10 protein-coding genes are annotated in these 11,713 nt (G+C 58.4%); 2 read left to right on the forward strand and 8 right to left on the reverse strand.

Going from position 1 to position 11,713, the window contains the following annotated elements; genetic code table 11:
• Positions 1–21: 21 nt before the first annotated feature.
• From HDF12_RS00105 to ku, 5 genes are all read right to left on the reverse strand, one after another.
• Positions 22–321 carry a hypothetical protein gene (locus HDF12_RS00105; protein WP_179580206.1) on the reverse strand — a complete coding sequence of 100 codons (300 nt, stop codon included), beginning with the start codon at positions 319–321 and terminating at the stop codon, positions 22–24.
• Positions 318–1,037: an ABC transporter ATP-binding protein gene (locus HDF12_RS00110; protein WP_179580208.1), complete on the reverse strand. Its 720-nt coding sequence runs from the start codon at positions 1,035–1,037 to the stop codon at positions 318–320. Before HDF12_RS00110 ends, HDF12_RS00105 begins: the two co-directional genes overlap by 4 nt.
• A 37-nt stretch (positions 1,038–1,074) precedes the next feature.
• The gene (locus HDF12_RS00115; RefSeq protein ID WP_179583168.1) at positions 1,075–2,334 is read right to left on the reverse strand and encodes an efflux RND transporter periplasmic adaptor subunit; all 1,260 of its coding nucleotides are present in this window, start codon (positions 2,332–2,334) and stop codon (positions 1,075–1,077) included.
• A gap of 128 nt (positions 2,335–2,462) precedes the next feature.
• Positions 2,463–5,303: a DNA ligase D gene (gene ligD, locus HDF12_RS00120; protein ID WP_179580210.1), complete on the reverse strand. Its 2,841-nt coding sequence runs from the start codon at positions 5,301–5,303 to the stop codon at positions 2,463–2,465.
• 8 nt (positions 5,304–5,311) lie between these two features.
• On the reverse strand, positions 5,312–6,208 hold the full coding sequence (gene ku, locus HDF12_RS00125) for a non-homologous end joining protein Ku (RefSeq protein WP_179580212.1): 897 nt from the start codon (positions 6,206–6,208) through the stop codon (positions 5,312–5,314).
• Between the two features lie 280 nt (positions 6,209–6,488).
• Here ku and HDF12_RS00130 point away from each other — a divergent pair, with 280 nt between their 5' ends.
• Positions 6,489–7,364, forward strand: a complete 876-nt coding sequence (locus tag HDF12_RS00130) for a CPBP family intramembrane glutamic endopeptidase (RefSeq protein WP_179580214.1) — start codon at positions 6,489–6,491, stop codon at positions 7,362–7,364.
• On the opposite strand, the gene HDF12_RS00135 is transcribed toward HDF12_RS00130, so the two are convergent.
• Positions 7,289–8,059, reverse strand: coding sequence for a CPBP family glutamic-type intramembrane protease (locus HDF12_RS00135; RefSeq protein WP_179580217.1), 771 nt, complete (start codon positions 8,057–8,059; stop codon positions 7,289–7,291). The genes HDF12_RS00130 and HDF12_RS00135 overlap by 76 nt on opposite strands.
• A gap of 64 nt (positions 8,060–8,123) precedes the next feature.
• Positions 8,124–10,277, reverse strand: a complete 2,154-nt coding sequence (fusA, locus tag HDF12_RS00140; protein ID WP_179580219.1) for an elongation factor G — start codon at positions 10,275–10,277, stop codon at positions 8,124–8,126.
• 48 nt (positions 10,278–10,325) lie between these two features.
• On the opposite strand from fusA, the gene HDF12_RS00145 reads away from it, so the two are divergent.
• The gene (locus tag HDF12_RS00145; RefSeq protein ID WP_179580221.1) at positions 10,326–10,472 is read left to right on the forward strand and encodes a hypothetical protein; all 147 of its coding nucleotides are present in this window, start codon (positions 10,326–10,328) and stop codon (positions 10,470–10,472) included.
• Positions 10,473–10,667: 195 nt separating this feature from the next.
• On the opposite strand, the gene HDF12_RS00150 is transcribed toward HDF12_RS00145, so the two are convergent.
• Entirely contained in the window at positions 10,668–11,642 is a 975-nt protein-coding gene (locus HDF12_RS00150) for a LacI family DNA-binding transcriptional regulator (RefSeq protein ID WP_257025278.1), read from the reverse strand.
• Between the last annotated feature and the right edge of the window lie 71 nt (positions 11,643–11,713).

An 11,713-nucleotide genomic window follows, 5' to 3' on the forward strand; every position in this document is an offset into this window, starting at 1 on the left:
CTCGCCGCTCCCGAACTCTCGCTAAAGGCCCTCAACCCACTCGCTCGCACACAATCTTCGCTGCGCTTGGCCGATCGCCTTCATCGTTGAAACCACCGTTCGCACAACCTTCCACTCCGTCTGCGCCGCGGCCCGCAGCGTAGTCCTCTGACATACCGGTTGTTTCCCAGTCCGCACGCTCGCCACCAAGCCGAGAGCAGCGACGTTCAACGCAACGCCGAGCACAACCACCGGCACCACATTCACCGCCGTTCCTGACATTCCAATCGCTCCGCACATCTGCCTGAGAAACAGACGCATGTCCTCGATCAGTGCCATCATCCCTCTACCTCCGCTAACAGCCGATTCAGCTCACCCTCCGCCACCACCTTGCCGTCGAACAGATGCACCTGCCGCTCCGCATGTGCCGCAAACCGCGGATCGTGCGTCACCATACAGATCGTCGCGCCCTCTGCATGCAGCTCCTGCAGCAGCTTCATCACAGCCTCACCATTCTTCGAGTCCAGATTTCCCGTCGGCTCATCAGCCAGCAGAATCGATGGCGACCCTGCAAGCGCTCTCGCCACCGCTACCCTCTGCTGCTGACCGCCCGAGAGCTGCGCAGGATAGTGCCGCATCCGGTGAGCCATATTCACGCGCTCCAGCGACTCCTGCACTCTCTTCTTCCGCTCCGTCGCCGGCATTCCAGCTCGATAGGTCAACGGCAGCTCCACATTCTCAGCAACCGTCAGATCGCCAATCAAATTAAAGCTCTGGAAGATAAACCCAATCTCCTGGTTTCGAATCCGCGAGCGATCCGCGAAGTTCAGATTTGCGACTTCCTTGCCGTTCAGCGTGTACCGTCCGCCCGTAGGCGTATCCAGCAACCCGATGATCGACAGCAGCGTGGATTTCCCACACCCCGACGGCCCGGACATCGCCACATACTCCCCGCGATTAATGTTCAGATGAACGCCCGACAGCGCATGCGTCTCAATCTCGTCCGTATAAAAGATCTTCTTCAAGTCCTCAATCTGAATCATCGTCTCCGTCGCCATTCCTGCTCTCCTTTATCCCGGCCGTCGCCTGGACTCTCTAATTCAAGCGAATCCGATCCGTGTTATCCCACCGGCTCATGTCCGACAGAATCACCGTATCGCCTTCCTGCAATCCTTCCAGCACCTGGATACTATTTACCGAAGCCCGTCCGACCTTCACCGGAACTCTCACCGCCGTCTTGCCGTCAGACGCAGCCTTGAACAGGCTGATCGTACTGTTCTCATTCCCGAACGCCGGACGGCCCACATACAGCACATCCGTCATCCGATCCAGATCGATCGTTCCGTCAACACTCAAGTCCGGCCGAGCACCCTGCGGCAGAGCTCCAGCGAGTTCTACGTCAACTGTCACCGTTCCGTTCAATACCGCCGGATCAATTCGCATCACCTTGCCGTTGATCACGCCGTTATGTGTATCAATCTCCGCTGGCTGTCCAATCTGAATATCACGCGCCTGCGTCTCTGCAATCTTCAAACTCGCCTTCAACTGGTCCGGCTGTACCACTTTTGCCAGCGTCGTTCCTGGAGCCACATGCTCTCCCACCTGGTGCGGCAACTCAACCAGCACTCCGCTGATCCCTGCCCGCACGCTCAACGCATCCAGCTGCTTCTGCTTCAACCCAAGCAGCGCCTTCGCCTGATCCACCTTGGTCTGCTGCACTGCAAGCTGTGTCTCGATCGCTTTCTCGTTCAGCGTAAGCCGCTGCTTCTCCAGATCGTTCCGCGTCGTCAACTCATCGGCCTTGCCCTTCGAAGCGCTATAGGTCAACCCACTAATCACACCCAGATCAAACAACGACTTATCCGTCTGCGCCTGCAGTTGAGCCTGATTGTGGTCCGCTCCCACCGTCGCCGCTGCAGCCTTCTGATCCATCAGATCGCTCTGCACCTTCGCGCGCGTATTGATGTAGTCCGCCTCTGCGCCCTTCATCTGCAGCTGCGCATCCAGCAACTCCTGCTGCAGCTGCGGATCAACAAGGTCCATCAGAATCGTATCCGGCTCAACCTTCGCACCTGGCAGCACGCGAATCCGCACCACCGTCGCTTCAGTCTCAGAAGGAATCAGCCGAATCTTGTCTTCCCGCGGAACAAGTGAACCCGGGCCCCGCACCTGGCGCAGCAACGGCCCGCGCTTCACTGCATCGGTCCACACAGTCGCACGATCGACCTCAGGCGCGGCTGGCTTCAGCCGGGTCACAAAAAACGCAATCACCGCAAGCACCACGAGCGCGCAGCCACCTGCGATCCACTGCCGACGCATCTTCTTCTGCTTTATATCTGGTCTGGAGATATCCATTGCGCCATGTCTAAGTGCATGCACAAGGCCATTCTCCCCCGAACGCTTTCAATCACTTAGAGAGCACCGCACCATGCCCCTCGTCCGCAATCGAAACAAACTGTCCATTATCGAACACACAAACGCCGCTATGCCGACGGAGTTATCTTCAAACCTTCCAGCATCTTGGGCGTAATTCTCTGTCGCAACTTGAAGAACTGATTCCACGGATCGCGGCTCAACCGTCCCTTCCACCCTTCGAAGTCCGCAACACGAACGATAGTTCGCTCCGGCGACTTCAGCTCACTCCACTCAAGCGGAAGCGAGACCGCAGCCCCCGCACGCGCCCGCGGAGAGAACGCCGCCACGGCTGTCGCGCCACGTTCATTCCGCAGATAATCCAGAAAAATTCTGTCCTTGCGCGCCGCCTTGCTCATCTTCGTCAGATAAGCGCCAGGCTGATCCTTCTCCATCTTCAACACGAACGCATGGGCGAACTGCTTGACCACCGCCCAGTCGTACTCCGGCTCAATCGGAATCACCACATGCAGCCCCTTGCCCCCTGTGTTCTTCAGGAAGCTCTCCAACCCAAGCTCCTTAAGCTCTCTACGAACCTCGCCGGCGCTCTCGGCCAACCTCGGCCACGCAATCGAAGCATCCGGATCAAGGTCGATGATGATCCGGTCTGGATGCTCAAGATCCTCATTCCTCGATCCCCACGGATGAATCTCCAGCACGCCCATCTGCGCAAGCCCGGCAAGCGCCTCCGCGGTCGAAAGCGTAATGTACGGCTCAATCTTCCCCGTCTTCTTATCAGGTACATCCACCGCGGTGATCCCCGGCGGCAGCGTAGCGTTCACATGCTTCTGATAGAAACACGGCTTCTCGCTCCCATCAGGACAACGTACCAGAGACACCGGGCGGCCCTCGATATGCGGCAGCATATGCGATGCAATCGCCCAGTAGTAGTCGGCCAGTTGCTGCTTCGTAAGCTGCGTCTCCACATCCAGAACCTTCTCAGGATGCGTCAACCGCACCGGTACATTCTCCGAAGCAGATTTCTTCGATACTTTTCCAACAACTTTCTTTGCAGCGACAGCCTCTACAGGAACGTCCTTCGCGGTATCCGCCTTTACACCACCAGCCTTCGCCGCAATCCCGGTCGACGCCGAATGCGAAGCGCTTTTCGTCCCGCGAACCCGGGCCGCAACGGTCAGCTCCTCTCGCCGAACCTCGTTCGCAGGCTTATCCTCTCGCAGTCCTTTAAACGAAGCCTGGCGCACCAGATCATCCGCAGTCCAGGTTGCAAAGTTGACCTGAGCCACCAGCTCTGGCTTCACCCAGTTCGCTCCCCGACGCGCCTCAGCCGGAGGATTCTCAAACGGATTCTCGTTCTCACGCAGCTCTTCTAACTGATTGCGAAGCACACGGTGTGTCTTCTGCGTAAATCCTGTACCCGTCCGCCCCGCATAGATCAGCTTCCCGCCGTCGTAGTACCCCAACAGCAAAGCCCCAACTCCGTGGCTCCCATTCGACGGCAAAGTAAACCCGCCAATCACGAACTCCTGCTCGTGGACGCACTTTACCTTCAGCCAGCTCCCACCTCTCCCACTCGAATACCTGCTTGCAGCGCGCTTGGAGACGATTCCCTCGACATGCATCTCGCAAGCTTTCTGAAAGATGACCCCGCCGTCCGACTCCAGGTGTTCGCTAAGCCGCACAAACTCACCATCGCCTTCGAGAAGTGTGGCCAGCAAACTCTTTCGCTCAATCAGCGGCAGACCCCGCATGTTGTGTCCGTTCAAATGAAGCAGATCAAACACAAAATAACTAAGCGGCTTCTTCACGCCCTCCTGAAACGCAGCCTGCAAATCGGCAAAGCTGGTGGTGCCGTTCTCTGCCAGCACCACAACCTCGCCGTCAAGAATCGCCCGCTCCACCGGCAACTCTCCCACCAGAGCCGCAATCGTCTTCATCCGGTGCGTCCAGTCCAGCCCTGTACGCGTCAGCAGTTGAACTCTATCCCCATCCTTGCGAGCCTGAATGCGATAGCCATCCAGCTTCAACTCATGCAGCCATCCAGTACCACTAGGCGGAGTCGCCGCCTGTAACGCCAGCTCCGGCGTAATAAACTCAGGCATTTTTTCCTTCGGCGCACCCGCCGGCACCGTCAACTTCCCGGCAACCCTCTTCGACTTGCGAGACTTCGCGCCTTTATCCGTAGAGACGGTCTCACTCGAAGCGTTCTCCGCAACCACCCCTTTCGCAGCCGCATCCCCCGCATCCTTTCGATACCAGGCATTCCCCCTCGCAGTCTCCTTCGAGTTCCACACATGATCTTCATTCCGCGCAATCTCCTCGAGACCTCGCCCCGTCACGACACTGTTCGGTTCCTCATCGGTTACTGCGGCTTCATCCTTCGTCCGCTCAAAATCATCATGCTCTTTGATCAGCAGCCAATTCGGCTTGCTCTCATTCGCAGCCTTGCCACCCATGCGAATCAGAGCCCACTTCCCCTTCATCTTCGTCCCATGCAGGATGAACTTCAGTGAGCCCGTACGCAGTCCCTCATCCACATCGGTGTGTCCAGCCTGCGGCTCCCACGTCCCTTGATCCCACACCATCACCGTGCCGCCGCCATACTGGCCCTTCGGAATAATCCCCTCAAAGCCCCCATAGTCGATCGGATGATCTTCCACCTGCACCGCCAGCCGCTTATCTGCCGTGACGTAGCTCGGCCCCTTCGCCACAGCCCAGCTCTTCAGCACCCCATTCCACCCAAGCCGAAAATCATAGTGAAGCCGCGTAGCCGCATGCTTCTGAATCACGAAGGGCAGAGGCTGATCGTTAAAGAACTTCTTTTTCGCCGACCCGCTAGGCTCCCCGGTGACCTCGAAGTCCCGCATCGAGCGATAGAGTCCAAGCTGCTCATCCACAGCGTCCGCAGCAGACACCATGGACTTCGGCTTGGCTCGCTTCTTCGTAGCCATAGCGAACTCTACGCCGACTTACGCGGTTTGGTCGCCTTTGCAGGCTTCACCAGCTCAATACCCTTTTGCGCTTCCGCCGCCGTGGCCCTTGCCGGAGCCTTCTTCTTACCCGCAGCCGCCTCGTCGCCCTGCACACTCTTCCGCAGCGCGTCCATCAAGTCAATAACCTTGCCCGATGCAGGTGCAGGCTCATCCTTCGGAATCGGCGCATGCTTTACCTTCGCCTCAACCATCTCGCGCAACGCAGCCTCGTACTCGTCCTTGAACTTCTCCGGCTCGAACTTCGACGCTTTGCGCTTGATCAACTCCTTCGCCAGCGAGAGCTGATCTTCATCCACCGCGACCTTCTTGATGTCTTCGAAAAACTCCTTGGGATCGCGAAGCTCCTCCGCATAACGCATCGTGTACGCCATCATGCCCGGCAGCTTGTCGTCAGTGGCAGCCGACACCGCCACCAGGTGCTCGCGCCCACTGAAAGCAATCTTCCCCAGCGCAATCTTCTTCGTCGTCTGCAGAGCCTTGCGAACAACCGCGAACGCCTCTGCCTGAACATCGTTCTCCGGCACTACAAAATACGGCTTCTCGAAGAACTCAGGATCAAGCTCGCCCTCATCGACGAACTGCGTCACCTCAATCGTGTGCTTCGAAGGAATTCGAATCTGCTCGATCTCCTCCGGCTCGACCATGACGTACTCGCCCTTGCGATACTCGTAGCCCTTCACGATATCGGAACTCTCCACCTTGCCCTCATCACCTGAGACCTTCTGGTGCTTGATCCGCTCACCCGTCTTGCGACTCAATTGATGAAAGCGAATCTCGCTCTTCGACTCGGTCGCCGTAAACAGCTTGACTCCAAACGAAACAAGCGAGATCTGTATCTGACCTGACCAGTAAGGACGCGGCATGAAGGGTTCTCCAAAGTAAGTTGGAAGCAAACAAAGGCCCGGAAGATGCTTTTATCACCATAAAGCCCACAAATTCAAGCCTTAAAGCGCAACGCCCCTGGTTTACAACCTCTTACCCTCCTCTCCGACCACCGGGAGGACGGGTGAAATCAATCCCATCGAGACAAGGTACACAAGTCACGAAGTGACCGCCCCGCGCGCAGCGGGCCCGTCCGGCAGGACCTGGTTCGCGGAGAATCTACCTGAGCCACCATCTCCTCCCTATACTGAATCCCAGCAGATGTTCACGCCCGTCAACGTATTCGCTGCCATCCTCACTCTCATCCCTTACCTGTCCTTCGCCTTCTGTAGCGACACGATTCAGCGACGAATTCAAGCTCTCCCCGCACCACTCAGGCTACTTCTTCCCTCGGCGCTAAGCCTTCCCTACCTCCTCATCACCCTCGCCGCCTCCAGCTTTCATTGGTACTGGTTCTGCCTCTACACTCTCCTCCCCATCGCCATCGCACTCCTCCTCCAACAAGCCCGGCAGCTTGATCCTGGCCAGACCGGCAACTGGCGAGACTATCTCGTCCTTCTCACCCTCGGCCTTGCCGTCGACCTGCGCTGGTTCGAGCCCGCATGGCCTCCGCACCTGGCCGTCTTCAACAAGATCATTCTGCTCAACGCCGGAATCTATGGCTTCCTGTTTATCCGAGAGTTACACGGAGTCGGCTTCAATCTCCGTCTCAACCTGCGCGACCTTCGCATCGGCCTGCGCGAATGGGCCTTGTACACGCCTATAGTCATCGCTCTCGGCCTCAGCCTCAGCTTTCTCCACTTCCACCCGCACTGGCCGCGCCTCTCCCAACTCGCCGGAGCCTACCTTTTCACCTTCCTCTTCATCGCTGTCCCCGAAGAACTCTTCTTCCGCGGCTGGCTGCAGAATCTCCTCGAACGGCGCATAGGCCGCAATCAGGCATTGCTTCTAACCAGCGCCCTCTTCGGTCTCTCCCACTTCAACAAGCGCGCCCTTCACTTCAACTGGCGCTATGTTCTTTTAGCCGCGATCGCCGGCATCTTCTACGGCAGAGCCTGGCGTCAGGATCGCCGTGTCGGCGCCTCAGCCATCACCCACACCACGGTCGACACCTTGTGGTCCATCTGGTTCAGGTGATGCTGCCCATGCGGCCGATACCTCAGGTAACCAAGCCCGACCCGCATATTGTGCTGCACCGACGCCGGCAGAGTAACCGCAACACAGATCCCGAGAACCGCATGCGCCATCCCCAGCGTAAACAAGTTCCGATACCGCAGAAAGATCAGACAAGCCGCCAGTCCCCACACCAGCGTCATCACCGTCAGAACCGGATTCGGCAAGTGCGCTAATGCAAAAAGTCCAGCCGCCCCCGCAACCGCAATCCGCCGATCATTCGTCAGCTTCAACAACCGCCTCATCACAAAATCATTCAACAAAAACTGTTGAAAGAAGGACCAAACCGTATATCCCCAGAACCCTTGGATCAGCCGCACCGCGCTATGCGGCCCATGCAGCGTCTGCTCTCGCATTGCAAAGATCACCGCCCCTGCCGCAAGAAGAACAGCAATCCCCACCACCCACAGCGAACGAAAAAAACCCGCGACCCGCAATCCCATCGCGTCCCAGCCGCTAAAGGAGCTCCACGTCGTATACCCAATCCAGCCAAGCGTGACGAAATAAAGAACGGTCCGCAGTGGTGCCGGAGTCCAGATCACCACCAGGATCAACCCATACCCCACCACGAGATCAAGCAGGGTACGTCTCTTCCACCCCGCAGCCCCCGGCCGCTCTGGCCCGGAGAAGTCCAACGCACTGGCTGCACTCGCACTCATAACACCCGATCCGAGAAATTCATCGAATGTTTATATTAGCGCCGAGCGGCCCCTGCGTCAGCTTCTATTCCTCCGCCTCGTCATGCACCGGCTGCTTCGCGTTCGCCAGGATCTTCTGCGCCAGCAACGCCGGCACCACCTCGTAGTGATCCATCTCCATCCGAAAACTCCCCCGCCCCTGCGTAATCGAGGTCAGCGTCGTCCCATAGCTCAGCATCTCCGCCATCGGAACTTCAGCCCGCACCGTCGTTCCCGCGCCGCCGCTCTCCATCCCCTGCACTCGCCCCCGTCGCCCATTCAGATCGCCAAGCAACGCCCCGGCAAAGTCGTCCGGAGCCTCGATCTCCACCCGCATCACCGGCTCCAGCAACACCGGCCTCGCCTGCTCCATGCACTTACGAAACGCCAGGCGCGCCGCCATCTTGAACGACATCTCGCTCGAGTCCACATCGTGGTAGCTGCCGTCGAATACCGTCACCTTCAAATCCACCACCGGATACCCCGCCAGAAACCCACGCGCCGCCGACTCTCGAACACCCTTCTCTACCGCCGGAACATACTGCCGCGGAATCGCCCCGCCAAATATCTCATTCCCAAACACCACTCCGCTTCCCCGCGGCATCGCCTCCATGCGAACCTTGCAGTCCCCATATTGTCCATGCCCGCCAGTCTGCTTCTTGTACCGTCCCTGCGCCTCCGCGCGGCCGAGCACAGTCTCCCGATAAGGTATCTTCGGCGCCTTCAGCGTGACATCCGTGTGGTATCGCCGCTTCAGCTTCGAAACCACCGCCTCAATATGCTGCTGTCCCGCCCCGGCCACCAGAAACTCATTCGTCTGCGGATCACGGAAGAACTTCACCATCGGATCTTCTTCCATCACCTTATGCAGAGCCGGCCCAAGCTTATCCTCGTCCGCCCGCGACTTCGGTTCAATTGCATAGGTCATCGCCGGTTCCGGCATCGGCACCGGCTCCAGATAGACCTCATGAGCCTTATCGCCCAACGTGTCTCCCGTCAAAGTCACCCGCAGCTTCGCCACCGCCCCAATATCTCCCGCATGCAGCTCCGAAACCTCAACCGCCTTCCGCCCCTGCATGATCGACAGATGCGCCAGCCTCTCCGGCTCATGCCGGGTAAAGTTCTGCACCGTCTTGTCCGTCGTCATCATTCCACTCACAACTTTAAAAAACGAGATCCTACCCGCAAACGGATCGGTCATCGTCTTGTACACATAAAGAGCCAGCGGCTCCTTATCATCCACCTTGCGCATCACAATCTCGTCCTGATCGCCCCCCGCACCGCTCCCGTTCACGCCGTTCGAAGCCGAATGCAAGATCCCCCGCGTAGCCACCGGCTCCCTCTCCGTCGGCGCTGGCGCATACACCTTCAAAAAATCCAACAGATGATCTGTCCCAACATTCCGCAAACCGCTCACATACAGCACAGGAAAGATCCTGTCCTCGCGAATCGCCTCGTGCAGCGCGACGATCAGATGCTCCTCCGGAATTGTGCCCTCGCGAAAGAACTCCTCCATCAACTCGTCCTTCCCCTCAGCGACAAGCTCCACCAGCGCCTCATGCGCCGCCTTGGCATCGGCCTTCAACACCTCCGGAATCACCCCAACCTCACCGCGCCCATCTCCATCCGGCTTGTACAGATAAGCCTTCATCGTCACCAGGTCCACCACCCCATGGAACCCATGCTGATCCACAATCGGCAGTTGCACCGGCACCACCTGCCGCCCCCACTTCTCCTGCAACTGCTCAATCATTTTTTGCCGGCCCATCCTGCTATCAGCCTTCGGATGATCCACCTGGTTGATCGCGATCACGCGCGGCAGCGTCACTTCGGCTGCGTACTTCCACACACGATCAGAGACCGCCTCCGCCCCGCACTGCGCGTTCACCACCACCAGTGCAACCTCCACCGGCAGCATCGCCGCACGCGTCTCATGCACAAACATATGAAATCCCGGCGTATCGATCAGGTTGATCTTAATCCCGCTCCACTCCGCAAACGCAACCGCGTTCGACATCGTCGTCCGCCGCGCCACCTCTTCCTCGTCATACGCCGTCACCGCCGATCCGTCCTCAATCCGTCCGCGTGTCGCCGTCATCTTCGCCGCATGCAACATCGCGCAGATCAACGTCGTCTTCCCACTGTGTGCATGGCCCACCACAGCCACATTGCGAATGTCGTTTCCCAGATAGACCTTCATGTCAGACTCTCCTTCACATCAGAGCTGATAAATCTCCATCGGTTACAAATGAAATCTCACGAAAGGGGAGCGATCCGCACCATCTCCAGCCAACGGCGGACGCCTTCACTCGCCATCGAGTTCAGCCCCCGCAAGGACCGCTATCTCGAGGAGCAGGGATGCTATCACAAACAGGGATTCAGCTTCCCCCTCTAATTTGCGTCTCACTTGCGCGAGACACGACCGAACCAAACAGCTTTGAAATAAAAAATCTTAGAGACGCTTCCAGCTGTTTCGAAGCATCGACAGCGTCGCAAAGATCAACCCCTCGAAACGCTTTTCAACAAGCCAGCCCATCACCAGGGACCAGCCGGAGCGGCTCCGCAAGTGGCATAAGCTCTCCACCCGAAGCTATCTCTTCCCCGTCCCAGGAGGGCACGTCGACTCCCGCACCACCAGTTCGGGATCGACGACGATCTCCTGCGCGTGGTTCCCGCCAGCTGCCGTCCCAATCTGCAGCAACACCGTCTGCGCCGCCAGCATTCCCATCGTCCGTAGCGGCTGCCGCACCGTCGTCAGCGCGGGATTCTGAAACGCTGCCGATTGCACATCGTCAAACCCCACGACCGAAACATCCTGCGGCACGCGCAGCCCAGCCTCCCGCAGCGCCTTGATCGCACCGATCGCCGACACGTCATTGAACGCAAACAACGCGGTAAACGTCTCGCCACACGCCATCAGCTTCTGCGTCGCCAGATAGCCCGGCTCATGCGTCGGCTGATCTCCCTCAAGCTGCGTCACCAGCTGCGGAAGAATCGTCAACCCTCTCCTCTCCATCGCGTGCCGAATTCCCCGCCACCGCGACTCCGTATCGGAGCTGAACTTCTGCCCTTTGATAAATGCCAGCCGTTTATGCCCCAGCCCACTCAGGTGATCGATGGCAAGCTCCGCCGCCAGCCGGTGGTTCAGGACAATGTTGGTCACACCCTTCGGTTCATGATGGCCCGAAACCGTCACCGTCGGAATCGCCCATCGATCCCGCAGCAGTGTGTCCACCGCGATCACGCCCTCCACGGCCCGATCGCGAAACAGCCGTTCGCTCCTCTGAATCATCTCTTCGCGATGATGATGGCTGATCAAAAAGTAAAAATAGTCCGCCTGCATCAGCTCATGCTCGATCCCACTTAGCACCAAGGTCGCGTAGCCTTCGCTTACCTCCGGCACAATCACTCCAACTGTCTGACTACGCCGGTTGCGCAGCGAACGGGCAAACAGATTCGGCCGGTAGTTCAGCTCCTCGGCCGCCTTCAAGATCCGATCCTGCGTCGCCTTCGGTATCGAACGAGCAGCTGGCGCTCCACTTAGAACCCGAGAAATTGCAGCCATCGACAATCCGAGATGATCCGACAAGACCTTTAGGCTTGCAGGCTTGTGTTCTTGCGTCTTCAGTTCTTGCG

The sequence above is a fragment of the Tunturiibacter gelidiferens genome (assembly GCF_013410115.1).
Lineage (GTDB): Bacteria > Acidobacteriota > Terriglobia > Terriglobales > Acidobacteriaceae > Edaphobacter > Edaphobacter gelidiferens.

Coding starts and splice junctions, on each gene's coding strand:
- HDF12_RS00105 (WP_179580206.1), bottom strand. CDS start 321: ATGATGGCACTGATCGAGGACATGCGTCTGTTTCTCAGGCAGATGTGC.
- HDF12_RS00110 (WP_179580208.1), bottom strand. CDS start 1,037: ATGGCGACGGAGACGATGATTCAGATTGAGGACTTGAAGAAGATCTTT.
- HDF12_RS00115 (WP_179583168.1), bottom strand. CDS start 2,334: ATGGATATCTCCAGACCAGATATAAAGCAGAAGAAGATGCGTCGGCAG.
- ligD (WP_179580210.1), bottom strand. CDS start 5,303: ATGGCTACGAAGAAGCGAGCCAAGCCGAAGTCCATGGTGTCTGCTGCG.
- ku (WP_179580212.1), bottom strand. CDS start 6,208: ATGCCGCGTCCTTACTGGTCAGGTCAGATACAGATCTCGCTTGTTTCG.
- HDF12_RS00130 (WP_179580214.1), top strand. CDS start 6,489: ATGTTCACGCCCGTCAACGTATTCGCTGCCATCCTCACTCTCATCCCT.
- HDF12_RS00135 (WP_179580217.1), bottom strand. CDS start 8,059: ATGAGTGCGAGTGCAGCCAGTGCGTTGGACTTCTCCGGGCCAGAGCGG.
- fusA (WP_179580219.1), bottom strand. CDS start 10,277: ATGAAGGTCTATCTGGGAAACGACATTCGCAATGTGGCTGTGGTGGGC.
- HDF12_RS00145 (WP_179580221.1), top strand. CDS start 10,326: ATGAAATCTCACGAAAGGGGAGCGATCCGCACCATCTCCAGCCAACGG.
- HDF12_RS00150 (WP_257025278.1), bottom strand. CDS start 11,642: ATGGCTGCAATTTCTCGGGTTCTAAGTGGAGCGCCAGCTGCTCGTTCG.